The organism is Leucobacter luti, from assembly GCF_019464495.1.
GTDB classification, from domain to species: domain Bacteria; phylum Actinomycetota; class Actinomycetes; order Actinomycetales; family Microbacteriaceae; genus Leucobacter; species Leucobacter luti_A.
The window spans coordinates 2,817,358-2,833,137 of record NZ_CP080492.1; the positions used below are offsets into that span (position 1 = coordinate 2,817,358).

Here is a 15,780-nt window from a genome sequence, read left to right on the forward strand (position 1 = left end):
CCCACCCGGAGGAGACCCCGTGGCACAAGACGTGCTCACCGACCTGAGCAAGGTCCGCAACATCGGCATCATGGCCCACATCGATGCCGGCAAGACCACCACGACCGAGCGCATCCTGTTCTACACGGGTGTCAACCACAAGCTGGGCGAGACGCACGATGGTGCCTCGACCACTGACTGGATGGAGCAGGAGAAGGAGCGCGGCATCACGATCACCAGTGCCGCGGTGACTTGCTTCTGGAACAAGAACCAGGTCAACATCATTGACACGCCTGGTCACGTTGACTTCACCGTCGAGGTGGAGCGTTCGCTCCGCGTGCTCGACGGCGCTGTCGCAGTATTCGACGGCAAAGAGGGCGTTGAGCCCCAGTCCGAGACTGTCTGGCGTCAGGCTGACAAGTACGAAGTGCCCCGCATCTGCTTCGTCAACAAGATGGACAAGATGGGCGCAGATTTCTACTTCACCGTAGATACGATCGTCAACCGTCTGGGCGCGAAGCCGCTCGTCATGCAGCTTCCCATTGGCTCTGAGTCTGACTTCGTCGGGGTTGTTGACCTGCTGTCGATGAAGGCTTTCGTCTGGGAGGGCGATTCCAAGGGTGACGTGACCCTCGGTGCGGCCTACGAGACCAAGGAGATCCCCGCGGACCTCCAGGCCAAGGCTGAGGAGTACCGTGCGAAGCTCGTCGAGACGGTCGCTGAGACCGACGACGCGCTGCTCGAGAAGTTCTTCGGCGGCGAGGAGCTCTCCATCGAGGAGCTCAAGGCTGGCATCCGCAAGCTCGTTGTGAACAATGAGATCTACCCCGTGTACTGCGGCTCAGCGTTCAAGAACCGTGGCATCCAGCCGATGCTCGACGCAGTTGTGGACTTCCTCCCCAACCCGCTCGACGTCGGCGCTATCGAGGCACACGATCCCCGCGACGAGTCGATCGTCATCGAGCGTCGTCCCGCAGCGGATGAGCCGTTCTCGGCACTCGCATTCAAGATTGCCGTGCACCCGTTCTTCGGTCGTCTCACCTACGTCCGCGTCTACTCGGGTCACGCACCCTCGGGCACCCAGCTCGTCAACACGACGAAGGGGAAGAAGGAGCGCGTTGGCAAGATCTTCCAGATGCACGCCAACAAGGAGATCCCCGTTGACCAGCTCACCGCTGGCAACATCTACGCAGTGATCGGTCTCAAGGATACGACCACAGGCGACACGCTGTCCGATCCGGACAAGCAGGTTGTGCTTGAGTCGATGACCTTCCCCGAGCCGGTCATCGAGGTCGCGATTGAGCCGAAGACCAAGAGCGATCAGGAGAAGCTGGGTGTCGCCATCCAGAAGCTCGCTGAAGAGGATCCCACGTTCCGCGTGAGCCAGAACGAGGAGACCGGCCAGACGGTTATCGCCGGCATGGGCGAGCTCCACCTCGACATCCTCGTCGATCGCATGAAGCGCGAGTTCAACGTTGAGGCAAACGTCGGCAAGCCCCAGGTCGCGTACCGCGAGACCATCCGCCGCGAGGTGCCCAAGTACGACTACACCCACAAGAAGCAGACCGGTGGATCCGGTCAGTTCGCAAAGGTGCAGATCTCGCTTGCTCCGCTCGAGGTTGAGGGCGACAAGATCTACGAGTTCCAGGACAAGGTCACGGGCGGCCGCGTGCCGCGCGAGTACATTCCTTCGGTGAACGCTGGTATCCAGGACGCAATGCAGTACGGCATCCTCGCTGGCTTCCCTGTTGTGGGTGTTCGCGCGCAGCTGCTGGACGGCCAGTACCACGACGTGGACTCGTCGGAAATGGCGTTCAAGATCGCCGGCTCCATCGCATTCAAGGAAGCCGCTCGCCTTGCGCAGCCGGTGATTCTTGAGCCGCTGATGGCCGTCGAGGTCCGCACGCCGGAAGAGTACATGGGCGACGTTATCGGCGACCTGAACTCCCGTCGTGGCCAGATTCAGTCGATGGAGGACGCCTCTGGCGTCAAGGTCGTTCGCGCCCTTGTTCCCCTCTCCGAGATGTTCGGGTACATCGGCGACCTGCGGTCGAAGACCAGTGGTCGTGCCGTGTTCTCGATGACCTTCGATTCCTACGCTGAGGTGCCGAAGGCAGTAGCCGATGAAATCGTTCAGAAGGCTAAGGGCGAGTAACTTCGCTCACAGGTTGGCGGTAGTGCCTATTGCTACCGCCAACCACCACGCTCAGGTCGCGATCACCGTCCAGAGCTTGTAACATAAGTACACACCCCGTACTCGTGCCTTTCGAAATCTTCGGAGGGAAGCGGTACTCGAAGTCCTGAGGAGGACCATAGTGGCGAAGGCCAAGTTCGAGCGGACCAAGCCGCACGTAAACATCGGAACGATCGGTCACGTTGACCACGGTAAGACCACCCTTACCGCGGCCATCTCGAAGACCCTCGCAGACAAGTTCCCGTCGGACGTTAACGTCCAGCGCGACTTCGACACGATCGATTCGGCTCCTGAGGAGCGCCAGCGCGGTATCACCATCAACATCTCGCACGTTGAGTACGAGACCGACAAGCGCCACTACGCTCACGTTGATGCACCCGGCCACGCCGACTACATCAAGAACATGATCACCGGTGCTGCTCAGATGGACGGCGCGATCCTCGTGGTTGCGGCGACTGACGGCATGATGGCTCAGACCAAGGAGCACATCCTGCTTGCAAAGCAGGTTGGCGTTCCTTACCTGCTCGTTGCACTCAACAAGTGCGACCAGGTCGACGACGAGGAAATCCTCGAGCTCGTCGAGATGGAGGTCCGCGAGGAGCTCTCCAAGCAGGGCTACCCGGGAGACGACGTCCCCGTGGTCCGCGTCTCGGGCTACCAGGCACTCCAGGGCGAAGAGAAGTGGGTTAACTCCGTTCTCGAGCTCATGGAAGCTGTCGACAACAACATCCCCGATCCCGTGCGTGACAAGGACAAGCCGTTCCTCATGCCCGTCGAGGATGTCTTCACGATCACCGGCCGTGGCACGGTTGTCACGGGTCGCGCCGAGCGTGGCACGCTGAAGATCAACTCTGAGGTCGAGATTGTGGGCCTGCGTCCGACGCAGAAGACCACCGTCACCGGCATCGAGATGTTCCACAAGCAGCTCGACGAGGCATGGGCTGGCGAGAACTGTGGCCTGCTTCTTCGTGGCACCAAGCGCGAAGATGTTGAGCGTGGCCAGGTTGTCGTAGCTCCCGGCTCGATCACCCCGCACACGAACTTCGAGGGGACCGCTTACATCCTCAAGAAGGAAGAGGGCGGCCGTCACAACCCGTTCGAGACGAACTACCGTCCGCAGTTCTACTTCCGTACGACTGACGTGACCGGTGTCATCACCCTGCCCGAGGACAAGCCGATGGTTATGCCCGGCGACACCACCGACATGACGGTCGAGCTGATCCAGCCGATCGCTATGGAGGACGGCCTCGGCTTCGCAATCCGTGAGGGTGGCCGCACCGTCGGCGCCGGCACGGTGACGAAGGTTCTCGCCTAAGTCTTCGGACTGAGCGAGGCGGTTACGCCGCAGAGCCCCCGGAATTCGTTCCGGGGGCTCTTCCCTTTTTGCGGGTGGCGGTGCGGAGGCTCGGAGCCATGGACCGCTATCCTCGTAAGAGGCTCCCGCAGGGGGCCGCTGTAAGTGAACGAAACGGAGCACGAGTGCCGCAGACAGTCAGCCAGCGCATCGCGCACTTCGCGCGACAGTACGGACTGCTGTTCGCGCTCGATGCGCTCGCATGGGCCGTTGCCATCATGGCGGCGCTCGCACTGCGCTTTGACTTTAACCTCAGCCGAATTCACTGGGGCTGGACCCTCGCTGTCATCGGCGCGACGATCCTGTTGCAGCTTGTTGGCGGCTGGATCTTCTGGCTCTACCGAAATCGGTACGAGGTGGGCAGTTTCGATGAAGTGCGCGCACTCGTGTTTGCCGTCACCAGTGTCATGGTGTGCGCCTGGGTGGTCGCCTATCTCATCGGATACGGCAACGGGATCCCACGCAGCACTATGGTTATCGCTGCGCCGATCGCGGCCAGCTTGATGGGAGTGGCTCGCTATCTCGTGCGGCTTTCAAACGAGCGCAGCCTGAAGCCGGGTGCTGAGGCTGAGCGCACGCTATTGTATGGCGCTGGGTACCTGGGGGTGCAGACCGCGAAGCGACTCCTCACCGATGCGGCGGGCCTCGCTCTGCCTGTGGGGTTTCTCGATGATGACCCGACCAAGCGCAACCAGGAGGTGCGCGGGGTTCGCGTGCTCGGTGGGCTTGCCGACCTTGAAGACGCTGCGAACCGCACCCGTGCGACCCGCCTCATTGTCTGCATCGGTGATGCCGATGCCACTCTGATGCGTCGCGTCGACGAGGCCGCAGATCGGCTCGGCATGTCAGCAATGGTGCTGCCCCCGCTCGAACAGATTCTGCGCAATGCATCCGCGATTGAGGATGTGCGTGCGCTCTCGATCGAGGATCTCATCGGACGGCACCCCGTGCGGCTCGAGACCGACTCGATCGCTGAGTATCTTCAAGACAAACGCGTGCTCGTCACAGGAGCTGGTGGATCGATCGGCTCGGAGCTGTGCCGCCAGCTCGCTCGCTTCGCGCCGCGCGAGCTCATCATGCTTGACCGTGACGAGACCGCTCTCCAAGAGAGTCAGCTTTCAATCAGTGGCCACGGCCTGCTGGACACGAACGACGTTGTGCTCGCGGATATCCGCGACGCCGAAACGCTTGAGCAGCTCTTTGCGGAGCGGAAACCCGAAGTGGTGTTCCACGCCGCCGCACTGAAGCACCTGCCAATGCTGGAGCAGTATCCGGACGAGGCATGGAAAACGAACGTGCTCGGGACACTGAACGTGCTGCGCGCCGCACAGGCGGCCGGAGTCGGCACGTTCGTGAACATTTCGACGGACAAGGCCGCGAACCCGACAAGTGTGCTCGGACACTCCAAGCGCGTTGCAGAGAAGCTCACGGCCTGGATGGCAGAGCAGACCGGGCAGCGCTACCTCTCCGTGCGCTTCGGCAATGTGATCGGCAGTCGCGGATCCATGCTTCCCACGTTCCGCGCATTGATCGAGGCAGGCGGGCCCCTCACGGTCACCCACCCCGAGGTCACCCGCTTCTTCATGACCATCCCCGAAGCCTGCCAGCTCGTGGTGCAGGCCGGCGGTATCGGGCGACCTGGCGAGGTGCTGATCCTCGATATGGGGGAGCCTGTGAGCATCCTCGATGTCGCCCAGCGCATGGTGGCGCAATCGGGGAAAGACATCGACATTGTGTTCACCGGGCTGCGGCACGGCGAGAAGCTCCACGAGGAGCTCGTCGGTGAGGGAGAGGGCAACGAGCGTCCTTTCCACCCGAAGATCTCGCACGCACACGTCGATACTATTTCGCCTGACGTGCTCGACCATCAGGGCTGGGTCGAGCGGATGGATCTCACTCAGGCGGCTGAGGAGCGCGTGCAGTGACCCCGCTTGCTGTCGCACTGTGCGCGGGCGTCACAACCTTGCTACTCAGTCTCGTCCTCCCCGTAGTCGTGAAACCGCTGCTGGTGCGGCTCGGGATCATGGACGTTCCCAATGAGCGCTCTTCACACGAGCGCCCTGTGCTGCGCGGGCTCGGACTCGCCGTGCTGATCGCCATGCTCGTCGGCGGCGCCGTTGCCGTGCTGTTGTTTGCGGCGCCCGAGTGGGGCGGCAGTGCGTCCTGGAGCGCGCTGCTCGTGATCGTGCTCGGTTCGCTGTTCGCTGGGCTGCTCGGCCTCACCGAGGATCTGCGCGGGCTCAGCGTTGGCCTGCGGAGCACGGCGCTGCTGCTGATCGCTGCCGGATCCGCGCTCGGTGTGTTGGTTGTGTCGGGCGCAGTCACGGGCGAAGTGCAGAATGGTCCGGGCTTACTCGGTGACGAGCTGATCCTCATGCGTATTGCAAATGACGGAACGATGATCCCGGTAGAGATGACGCACGAAGCTGCGCTCCCGCTGTGGGGTATCGTGCTCCTGGCGATCTACGCGGTGCTGTTCATCTCGAGCTACATCAACGTCGCAAACTTCATGGATGGTCTGAACGGGATCAGCGGCTTCCACGGCGCGATCGCCGGGTTCACCTTTGCCGCAGTTGGGGCGTCGATGAACCAGCCGTGGCTGCTCGCCGCTGGCCTCGTGCTCGGTGCTGGATTCCTGGGCTTCCTACCGTGGAACCTGTCGAAGCCGGGCGCCTTCCTTGGGGATGTTGGCAGTTATTTACTCGGGGGAGCGACGGCGATTACGAGCTTCGCGGCCCTGATCGCGGGCGCACCGTTGCTTGCCACGATTGGACCGATGGTGATCTACTTCGGCGACGTCGGGGTGACCCTCGTGAAGCGCGTGCGCGCCGGACACAAGTGGGACGAACCGCACAAAGAGCACACGTACCAGCGGATCCAGCAGCTTGGCTACACACACGTGCAGGCGTCGGGGATCACCGCCGCGTGCACGCTCGCGGCCTCACTGCTCGGGCTTGCGTCGCTGTTCACTGGCCTCTGGGGTACGCTCGCGTTGCTCGCCGGCGGCCTCGCGGTGCTCGTGCTCTACCTCGCGCTCCCGCGCCTGCTCCCCCGCGCGGGTGACCCGACCTCATCCTTGAAGCGGTGACCGATCTTCGGCGTCGCGATCTTCGGAAACACTCCGACGCCGAAAATGAACTCATGCAGCAAGGATGAGGTCGGCGCTGCCTAGCGCTACTGGAGGAGTGCGAAGCCGGACTCGTAGCGGGTCTTACCGATCGCCGCCAAGACGATTTGCAGGAAGCCCATCGCCTCGAGCTCGCGCGCGCGGGAGAGTGGGCCGGCATCGACCGCACGGAGCCCCGCCGCCTCGATGAGGGCCGCGACGGCGATCTTGGCCGCTGGGTCGTCGCCCGCGAACAACACCGTCGTTGTCGTCGTACCATTTGTGCCAGTGCTCAACGTGTCGCCGAGGTTGACGTTGAACGCCTTCACCACGCGCGCCCCGGCGGGGAGTGCCTGCGACAGCTCAACGGCGGTTGAGGAATCCGCTGGGACGAGCAGCTCATCGTAGGTGGTGAAGTCGATGGGATTGCTGATGTCAATGACAATCTTGCCGTCGAGCCGATCCCGATACTGCCCGAGCACACTCGGATACGCCTCGTAGGGGACGGCAAGCACCACGAGTTCGCCCGTGAGCTGATCGCCCACGAGACCATACTCCGCATCGCGGCGCTCGAGGGAGGAGCCGGCGCCCGCCCTGCGCCGAATGATCTGGATATCTGCTCCGGCTCGCGCCGCAACCTCTGCGATTGCCGAGCCCATCTTTCCGGTACCAATAATGCTGATTGATGTCATGCGACTGAGATCCTCCTGAATCGGGTGAGTGCCTTTTCGGCTGCGGCTACTGCGTCGAAGTCGAACACAACGCTGCGGCGGAAGTCGCGCCCTGCCCGGAGATCGGCATCGCGCTTCGCGATGTCCTCGAACTCGTTCTGCGCATCGAACTGGGATCCGCTGCGTCGTGAGGCATTTTGCAGGATCGCCGTGCGCTGCATCCGCACGGCCGTGTAGCGCTTGAACGCCTCCGCGATGCCGTCTGGGCCCGAAGCTTCCCGCAGGAAGAACGCGAGCGTGATGCTGTCCTCCATCGCCTGGTTCACACCCTGGCCGGCGTGCGGCAGCATCGTGTGCGCCGAGTCGCCCAGCAGGGTCACGCGGCCCTCTGACCAGTTCGTGAGTGGCTCATGATCGTGGAGCCCCCACCAGAATGTCTGCTCGATCAGGCTGATGAAGTGTCGGAGCCGAGGGTCCCAGTTCTCGCCGGCAAACTCGGCGGCGAGTTCGGCCACATCGCCGGGTGCCGACCACGACTCTTTCAGCGGCCGATCGCTGGGGACAAAGCCTACGTAGTTAAACAGCTTGCGCTGCTTGAGCGGGTAACACATGAAGTGCTTGCCCTCGCCCATCCAGACCTGACTAATCATGGGCCAGTCATCGGGGAGCAGGCTGGCATCGAGAACGCCGCGGTACGCGATGAACCCCGAGTAGACGGGTGTTGGCAGGTGCATCAACGAGCTCCGAACCACGGAGTGGATCCCGTCTGCGCCAACAACCGCGTCAAACTCGCCGTGCTCGCCGTGTTCGAACTCGACGCGCACCCCGGTGTCGGTGCGCTGGAGCGCGGTCAGCCGGTGACCCAGCCGGATCGTTTCCGGTGCGAGCTCGCCTGCCAGCGCGTTGACGAGATCGGGGCGGTACATGCCGACGTTTTGGTATTGCTTGGCCGAGTCCTCCCACGCGGCCTCGGCGACCAGGTTACCGAGGGCATCCTGGTACACACCGTGACCATCGGGGATTGCGCCGGCGCGCTTGATCTTCTCGAGCACGCCGAGCCGATCGAGGACGCGCTGGCCGTTCGGCGCCACGGTGACGCCGGCCCCGACATCACCGAGCTTCCTGGCCTGCTCGAATACGGTGACGTCAGCACCAGCGATCCTGGTGAGCGCGATCGCGGCGGTGAGTCCGCCCATCCCTCCGCCAATGATCGCGATCTTGGTGGTGTTGGTACTCATTGCTTCTCCTTGACTGAGGTGGCTCGTGTGCTTCGCTTGCCCCGCGCTAGTGCTGCGCGACCGGTTCCCGCACAGACTCGTACGGCGTGAAGATAGTGGCGCCCCGTGCCTGCTCCGCCTCGTGATCCGGTCCGAGCGGGATCCCGCTCCGATCCCGCAGGCACAGCGTTGCCGCGGCCCCCAGCAGGGTGGTGAGGAGCAAGTACCAGGAGACCGCGGCAGTGGTGCCGGTCGATTCGAGCAGCATCTGGGAGATCATCGGAGCGAATGCTCCGCCGAGCACTGCACCGACTGCGTACGTGATTGAGACACCTGAGAATCGAATCGAGGCCGGGAAGATCTCTGAGTACCAGGCAGCGAGCGGGCCGTACGTAAGGCCGAGGCCCGTTGAGATCAGTACGAGCGCCGTGTACAGCCCGAGCAACCCTCCGGTGTTCACGAGCCAGAAAATGGGGAACGCCACGAGCGCCTGGAGCGCGAAGCCAATCAGGAAGGTGTTGCGCCTGCCAATCACATCAGCCAGGTATCCGGCGAAGAGCGTGGAACAGAACCACACCAGTGCCGCGAACGCTGCAGCGACGAGCACGACTGTGCGATCCAATCCCTGCTCCGCAATTGCATAGTTATTGAGGAAGCCACCAGTGGTCATATACCCCAGCGTGCCGTTCCCAACAAAGACGAGTGCAGCCAGGATCACGAGGTGCCAGTGGCGCCGGAACAGCGCAATGATGGGGACCTGCTTCTGCTTGCCGCGCTCGGCGATCTCGGCGAAGACGGGGCTCTCCTCGACTGAGCGACGGATCACGAAGCCGACAAAGATCAGCACAACGCTGAGTAGGAACGGCACCCGCCAGCCCCACTCGAGGTAGGCAGCGCCGGGGGAGATGACGCCGGTCATCAGGGCCGTCATACCCGAGGCGAGTAGGAAGCCGAGCGGCACACCGAGTTGCGGCCAGGAACCCGCACGACCGCGCCGGTCCGCTGGCGCGTGCTCGACCGCCATGAGGACGGCGCCGCCCCACTCGCCGCCGGCGGACAGCCCTTGCAGCACGCGCAAGAGGAGAAGCAGGATCGGAGCCGCAATCCCGATCTGAGCGAATGTTGGGAGCACACCGATGAGCGTGGTCGCGACCCCCATGAGGACGAGCGTGATCACCAGCATCGTGCGCCGGCCGAGCACATCGCCGAAGTGCCCAGCGAGGAACGCGCCGAGGGGGCGGAAGAGGAACGAGATCCCGACTGTGGCGAGGGAGAGTAGTAGCGCGATGTCTTTGCCTGCGGGTTCGAAGAAGAGCTGTGCGAACACGAGACCCGCGCTCGTGGCGTAAATGAAGAAGTCATACCACTCGATGGTGGTGCCGATGATCGTCGCGAAGGCGATTCGGCGTTGTGAAGTGGGTGTGCCAGTGGCAACAGCGGAGGTCATGGATGTCCCTAACGTCATTGTTGCCCCGCGAAGATGCGGGGAGCGGGAAGGTGCTCGTCCAGTGTTGCGGAGCCGCACTCTGCGTGTAAATCACAGTAAAATGAAGAAGTACTTCGATTGGATCAAAGAAGATGGTGCGGTAGGGGGACGTGATGGTGGATGTGAGTCTGCGACAGCTTGAGCTGTTTGCCGCGCTGCCGAACTTCAGCACCCTGAGCGCGGCGGCGGCGCACCTGCACATCTCTGAATCGGCGCTCTCGCAGGCCGTAACGAGCCTGGAGAGCGCTGTGGGGGAGCAGCTGTGTGTGCGGCGCAAAGCGCGCGGGCTGACGTTGACGCCGAGCGGCCAGCACTTTGCAAAGCAGGCACGCCAGATCGTTGCGGACACCCAGGAGCTGGTGCTGGGTGTCGGGCCTGGCCAGGAGCTTCGGGGGCCGGTGAAACTGGGCTGCTACGCCAGTTTTGCGACGAGTGTGGTGCCCGAGCTCCTTGAGGGATTTCCGAAGCGGCACCCCGGCGTGCACATCGAAGTGATGGTGGGCACGAACGAAGAGCTGCTCTCCGCCATTGAGGCCGGGCACCTCGATGTCGCGCTGATCTACAACGTGTCGCTACCGGTTGGATATCAGCGACGGAAGATCTATGCCACTGAGCTTGAAGTGCACCTGCACCCTGATCATCCCCTCGCCCATGCGGAAACGATTGATCTCCCGGATCTTGCCCCGTTGCCCTACATTCAGTACGACGCGACACCCGGTATTCGCAACGTCGCCGATGCGTTCAGCGCGCGCGGACTCGAGCCACGGATTGTCGCGCGAGTGCCACAGATCAGTCTCGTTGAGGCAATTGTCGGCCGCGGAGTTGGCTACGGACTACTGATGTCGCGGCCCAACGCACTGCCGATGAGTATTGAGGGGCGGCCCTTTGTCGTCCGGCCGCTGGATCCGCCTGTGACCGTGTCACACGTCGTGGGTATCTGGCCAGAGGACATGGAGCTGACCGCGCGCGCCTCAGCCCTGCTCGACTTCGCAGTCGAGAAACTCGGCGGATTCGGCCGCGCCGACGTGTAAGGGGCGAGTTCCGAGAGCGCCCGGCTGGGCTTGGGGAGCGGGTGGGGAGTGTGTGGGGCTGGCGCGCATCGGGGTTGGCGCGGTGCGACGAAGGAGCGACGGGCCGGGGTTCCCGCCTCGCGTCAGAGCCAAACGCGAGCCGCGACACGCCCGGGTTGCACGACCCTGATCCCTGTGTCAGAATAGACAGGTTCAGTACTCCGCGCTTCGGTGCGGATCACTGCCAGGCTGTGCATAATCTCCCGGTTCGCTGGGGTTAGGCCGCGGGTAGCGAACGCAACCTGCGCAGCATTCGGAGGCCAGACGAAAGTCCGGCCATCTTTGTGCGCGCGGGGCCATCTCAGGATGGTTTTGACAGGTGAACAGAGACCCAGCACAGAGCGCTTCGCGAGAAGCGTGCTGCCAGGGCGCTGGTACGTAAGACGTCCAATGCCGAGTTTCCTTCGGGAGCCGGTACGACGCAAGTAGAAAGTAGAGATGTCATGGCGGGACAGAAGATCCGCATCCGACTGAAGTCGTATGACCACGAGGTCATCGATAGCTCCGCACGCAAGATCGTTGACACGGTCACCCGCGCGGGCGCAACGGTGATCGGCCCCGTGCCGCTCCCCACGGAGAAGAACGTGATCGCAGTGATCCGTTCGCCTCACAAGTACAAGGACAGCCGCGAGCACTTCGAGAAGCGCACGCACAAGCGTCTGATCGACATCGTCGATCCCACCCCGAAGGCCGTCGATTCGCTGATGCGTCTCGATCTCCCGGCCGATGTCAACATCGAGATCAAGCTCTAAGGGGGTCGGATCATGGCAGTAGAGCGCAATGTGAAGGGTCTCTTGGGCACCAAGCTCGGGATGACGCAGGTGTGGGACGAGAACGGCAAAGTCGTTCCCGTCACCGTGATTGAGGTTGCTCCCAACGTCATCACGCAGATCCGTACCCCCGAGGTCGACGGCTACAACGCCGTGCAGATCGCCGCGGGTGCGATTGATCCGCGCAAGGTCAACAAGCCGGCCGCAGGTCACTTTGAGAAGGCCGGCGTTACGCCGCGTCGTCACGTGACCGAGATCCGTACCGCTGATGCAGCTGAGTACGCTCTGGGCCAGGAGCTCACCGTCGATGGCACCTTCGAAGCCGGTCAGAAGATCGACGTCGTTGGCACCTCGAAGGGCAAGGGCTTCGCGGGCACGATGAAGCGTCACAACTTCAAGGGTGTTTCCGCATCGCACGGCTCGCACCGTAACCACCGTAAGCCTGGCTCCATCGGCGGCGCAGCGACCCCCGGTCGCGTCTTCCGCGGTCACAAGATGGCCGGCCGTATGGGTGGCGATCGCGTTACCGTGCAGAACCTGATCGTGCAGGCGATTGACGCCGAGAAGGGTCTCATCCTGGTTAAGGGTGCAGTTCCCGGCGCGCGCGGTCGTCTCGTATTCGTTCGCAACGCAGTGAAGGGGGCGTAGTTCATGGCTACCGCTACCAAGCTCGAGGTGCTCGACGCGAAGGGCAAGAAGGCCGGGTCGGTTGACCTGCCCGAGGATCTCTTCGGCGTCGAGACCAACGTCCCGCTGATCCACCAGGTGGTCACCGCACAGCTCGCAGCTGCGCGCCAGGGTACTCACAAGGTGAAGACCCGTGGTGAGGTGTCCGGTTCCGGTGTGAAGCCGCACAAGCAGAAGGGCACCGGCCGCGCTCGTCAGGGCTCCGTCCGCATGCCTCAGCACCGCGGCGGCGGCATCGTCCACGGACCCGTGCCCCGCGATTACTCGCAGCGCACGCCCAAGAAGATGATCGCAGCAGCTCTTCGCGGCCTGCTCTCGGATCGCGCTCGCGCGAACCGCGTGCACGTTGTCGACGGCTTCGGCATCGGTGACAAGCCCAGCACGAAGGCCGCGCGCGAGTACCTCGCGCAGGTTGCTCCGGGCAAGCGCGTTCTCGTGGTTGTGAACCGCGACGACGAGCACACCACGCTCAGCGTCCGGAACCTTCCGGCCGTTCACGTGCTGTTCCAGGATCAGCTCAACGCCTACGACGTGGTTGTCAGCGACGATCTCGTTTTCACCAAGGCTGCATTCGACGAGTTCGTTGCCAGCCGTGCCGCTCAGGAGGACTCGAAGTGAGCCTGAACAAGTCTGCACACGACGTCATCGTTCGCCCTATCGTTTCCGAGAAGAGCTACGGTCTTATCGACGCCAACGGTCAGTACACCTTTGAGGTTGCTCCGACGGCGAACAAGACCGAGATCAAGCTCGCGATCGAGCAGGTCTTCAACGTGAAGGTCCAGAAGGTCCGCACGCTGACCCGCAAGGGCAAGACCCGCCGCACCAAGTTCGGTGCGGGAAAGCGCAAGGACACGAAGCGTGCCATTGTCACGCTGAAGTCCGGCTCCATCGACATCTTCACGGCTGCGCTGTAGAAGGGGCGAGAAGGAACATTATGGCTATTCGCAAGTACAAGCCGACGACCCCGGGTCGTCGCGGTTCGAGCGTTGCTGATTTCGCAGAGATCACGCGCTCCACGCCTGAGAAGTCGCTGCTTCGCCCGCTCCCCAAGACGGGCGGCCGCAACAACCAGGGCCGGATCACCACCCGCCACATCGGTGGTGGACACAAGCGTCAGTACCGCGTCATCGACTTCCGTCGCAATGACAAGGACGGCGTCAACGCCAAGGTTGCGCACATCGAGTACGACCCGAACCGTACGGCACGCATCGCGCTGCTGCACTTCGAGGACGGCACGAAGCGCTACATCATCGCTCCGAACAAGCTGAAGCAGGGCGACATTGTCGAGTCGGGTCCCGACGCCGACATCAAGCCCGGCAACAACTTGCCGCTGCGTAACATCCCGACCGGTACCGTGATCCACGCGATCGAGCTGAAGCCCGGCGGGGGTGCCAAGATGGCGCGCTCGGCTGGTGCCTCGGTTCGCCTCGTGGCGAAGGACGGCCCCTACGCTCAGCTGCGTCTCCCCTCGGGCGAGATCCGCAACGTCGATGCGCGCTGCCGCGCGACCGTCGGCGAGGTCGGCAACGCCGAGCAGTCGAACATCAACTGGGGCAAGGCCGGCCGTATGCGCTGGAAGGGCGTTCGCCCGACCGTTCGTGGCGTCGTCATGAACCCGGTAGATCACCCGCACGGTGGTGGCGAAGGCCGCACCTCGGGTGGCCGTCACCCGGTCAGCCCTTGGGGTCAGAAGGAAGGCCGTACGCGCCGTCCGAACAAGGCCAGCGACAAGCTCATCGTGCGTCGCCGCAATGTTGGCAAGAAGCGTTAGTCGGCGGGTAGGAGAATAGAAGATGCCTCGTAGTCTCAAGAAGGGCCCCTTCGTAGATAACCACCTGCTGAGCAAGGTAGTTGTCCAGAACGAAGCTGGCACCAAGAACGTGATCAAGACCTGGTCGCGCCGTTCGATGATCATCCCCGCAATGCTGGGACACACCATCGCCGTGCACGACGGTCGGAAGCACATCCCCGTGTTCGTAACGGAGACCATGGTCGGTCACAAGCTGGGCGAGTTTGCGCCCACTCGTACCTTCCGCGGTCACGTGAAGGACGACAAGAAGGGCCGTCGCCGCTAAGCGGTGACGTGAAGGAGGAGAGAGAAATGGTGGAATCGACCGCACGCCTGCGTCAGATCCGCATCACCCCCCAGAAGGCCCGTCGCGTTGTTGACCTGGTACGTGGGAAGAATGCTCAGGAGGCGCTTGCCATCCTGAAGTTCGCCCCCCAGGCCGCAGCCGAGCCCGTGTTCAAGCTGGTTGCTTCGGCAATCGCAAACGCTCGGGTCAAGGCAGACGCGGAGAACCTGCGTCTTAACGAAGACGAGCTGGTCATTGCTCGCGCCTACGTTGACGAGGGCACGACGCTCAAGCGTTTCCGCCCCCGTGCACAGGGCCGCGCATTCCGGATCAACAAGCGGACCAGCCACATCACCGTCGTTCTGCAGACGGCCGATGAGCTCCAGGTCACGAAGAAGGGAGCCAAGTAAATGGGCCAGAAGATTCATCCCTACGGCTTCCGCCTCGGGATCACCACTGACCACGTCTCGCGCTGGTTCTCGGACTCGACCAAGAAGGGTCAGCGTTACGCTGACTACGTGGCCGAGGACATCCGGATCCGCCAGCACCTGACCAAGCAGCTTGACCGCGCCGGTGTGTCCCGCGTGGAGATCGAGCGTACCCGTGACCGTGTCCGCGTGGATATCCACTCGGCTCGCCCCGGTATCGTGATCGGTCGTCGTGGCGCCGAGGCTGAGCGCATTCGCGCTGACCTCGAGAAGCTCACGGGCAAGCAGATTCAGCTGAACATTCTCGAGGTCAAGAACCCCGAGGCTGATGCTCAGCTTGTCGCACAGGGCATTGCCGAGCAGCTCGCTGCTCGCGTGGCGTTCCGTCGTGCGATGCGCAAGGGCCTGCAGGGCGCTCAGCGTGCCGGTGCCAAGGGCATCCGGATCCAGGTCTCCGGCCGCCTTGGCGGCGCCGAGATGAGCCGTTCGGAGTTCTACCGCGAGGGCCGTGTGCCGCTGCACACGCTTCGCGCGAACATCGACTACGGCTTCTACGAGGCAAAGACCACCTTCGGCCGTATCGGCGTGAAGGTCTGGATCTACAAGGGTGACCTCACCAACAAGGAACTCGCTCGCGAGCAGGCGGCCCAGAAGCCGTCTCGCGACCGTGGCGACCGCCGTCGTGCGCCCCGTGGCGCTCAGGCCGAGGCTGCACCCGCTGCAGCAGGAGCGGAGAAGTAAGC

The 15,780-nt window shown here is 63.2% G+C and carries 16 protein-coding genes; 13 read left to right on the forward strand and 3 right to left on the reverse strand.

Annotated features, from left to right (window positions below):
- Nucleotides 1-19: 19 nt before the first annotated feature.
- The 4 genes from fusA (at nt 20) to K1X41_RS12630 (ending at nt 6,615) form a co-directional block, all read left to right on the forward strand.
- A complete protein-coding gene (gene fusA / locus K1X41_RS12615; RefSeq protein ID WP_132201949.1) occupies nt 20-2,134 on the forward strand; it encodes an elongation factor G in 2,115 nt (704 codons plus the stop codon).
- A 160-nt stretch (nt 2,135-2,294) separates the two neighbouring features.
- Entirely contained in the window at nt 2,295-3,488 is a 1,194-nt protein-coding gene (tuf, locus tag K1X41_RS12620) for an elongation factor Tu (protein ID WP_132201951.1), read from the forward strand.
- 164 nt (nt 3,489-3,652) lie between these two features.
- Entirely contained in the window at nt 3,653-5,452 is a 1,800-nt protein-coding gene (locus K1X41_RS12625) for a polysaccharide biosynthesis protein (protein WP_132201953.1), read from the forward strand.
- A complete protein-coding gene (locus K1X41_RS12630; protein WP_258566545.1) occupies nt 5,449-6,615 on the forward strand; it encodes an MraY family glycosyltransferase in 1,167 nt (388 codons plus the stop codon). Before K1X41_RS12625 ends, K1X41_RS12630 begins: the two co-directional genes overlap by 4 nt.
- Nucleotides 6,616-6,701: 86 nt before the next feature.
- Here the strand turns inward: K1X41_RS12630 and K1X41_RS12635 are convergent, their stop codons facing one another.
- From K1X41_RS12635 to K1X41_RS12645, 3 genes are read right to left on the reverse strand one after another with little or no spacing between them, the layout of a single operon-like run.
- Nucleotides 6,702-7,325 (reverse strand): NADPH-dependent F420 reductase, encoded by a 624-nt coding sequence (locus tag K1X41_RS12635; protein WP_220174769.1) that lies wholly within the window; start codon nt 7,323-7,325, stop codon nt 6,702-6,704.
- Nucleotides 7,322-8,542 carry an FAD-dependent monooxygenase gene (locus K1X41_RS12640; RefSeq protein ID WP_220174770.1) on the reverse strand — a complete coding sequence of 407 codons (1,221 nt, stop codon included), beginning with the start codon at nt 8,540-8,542 and terminating at the stop codon, nt 7,322-7,324. Before K1X41_RS12640 ends, K1X41_RS12635 begins: the two co-directional genes overlap by 4 nt.
- A gap of 46 nt (nt 8,543-8,588) precedes the next feature.
- Complete coding sequence (locus K1X41_RS12645) at nt 8,589-9,968, reverse strand: MFS transporter (RefSeq protein WP_132201959.1); 1,380 nt, start codon at nt 9,966-9,968, stop codon at nt 8,589-8,591.
- A gap of 152 nt (nt 9,969-10,120) precedes the next feature.
- On the opposite strand from K1X41_RS12645, the gene K1X41_RS12650 reads away from it, so the two are divergent.
- The 9 genes from K1X41_RS12650 (at nt 10,121) to rpsC (ending at nt 15,778) form a co-directional block, all read left to right on the forward strand.
- Nucleotides 10,121-11,038, forward strand: a complete 918-nt coding sequence (locus K1X41_RS12650; RefSeq protein ID WP_132201961.1) for a LysR family transcriptional regulator — start codon at nt 10,121-10,123, stop codon at nt 11,036-11,038.
- Between the two features lie 482 nt (nt 11,039-11,520).
- Nucleotides 11,521-11,829 carry a 30S ribosomal protein S10 gene (gene rpsJ / locus K1X41_RS12655; protein WP_010156393.1) on the forward strand — a complete coding sequence of 103 codons (309 nt, stop codon included), beginning with the start codon at nt 11,521-11,523 and terminating at the stop codon, nt 11,827-11,829.
- Between the two features lie 12 nt (nt 11,830-11,841).
- Nucleotides 11,842-12,495: a 50S ribosomal protein L3 gene (gene rplC, locus K1X41_RS12660; RefSeq protein WP_130453695.1), complete on the forward strand. Its 654-nt coding sequence runs from the start codon at nt 11,842-11,844 to the stop codon at nt 12,493-12,495.
- 3 nt (nt 12,496-12,498) lie between these two features.
- Entirely contained in the window at nt 12,499-13,152 is a 654-nt protein-coding gene (rplD, locus tag K1X41_RS12665; protein WP_132201963.1) for a 50S ribosomal protein L4, read from the forward strand.
- Nucleotides 13,149-13,448: a 50S ribosomal protein L23 gene (gene rplW, locus K1X41_RS12670; RefSeq protein ID WP_132201965.1), complete on the forward strand. Its 300-nt coding sequence runs from the start codon at nt 13,149-13,151 to the stop codon at nt 13,446-13,448. Before rplD ends, rplW begins: the two co-directional genes overlap by 4 nt.
- Nucleotides 13,449-13,468: 20 nt before the next feature.
- A complete protein-coding gene (rplB, locus tag K1X41_RS12675) occupies nt 13,469-14,305 on the forward strand; it encodes a 50S ribosomal protein L2 (RefSeq protein ID WP_132201967.1) in 837 nt (278 codons plus the stop codon).
- A 22-nt stretch (nt 14,306-14,327) separates the two neighbouring features.
- Complete coding sequence (rpsS, locus tag K1X41_RS12680) at nt 14,328-14,609, forward strand: 30S ribosomal protein S19 (protein WP_017793370.1); 282 nt, start codon at nt 14,328-14,330, stop codon at nt 14,607-14,609.
- A 26-nt stretch (nt 14,610-14,635) separates the two neighbouring features.
- Nucleotides 14,636-15,019, forward strand: coding sequence for a 50S ribosomal protein L22 (rplV, locus tag K1X41_RS12685; protein WP_132201969.1), 384 nt, complete (start codon nt 14,636-14,638; stop codon nt 15,017-15,019).
- The gene (rpsC, locus tag K1X41_RS12690) at nt 15,020-15,778 is read left to right on the forward strand and encodes a 30S ribosomal protein S3 (RefSeq protein ID WP_132201971.1); all 759 of its coding nucleotides are present in this window, start codon (nt 15,020-15,022) and stop codon (nt 15,776-15,778) included.
- Nucleotides 15,779-15,780 lie beyond the last annotated feature (2 nt).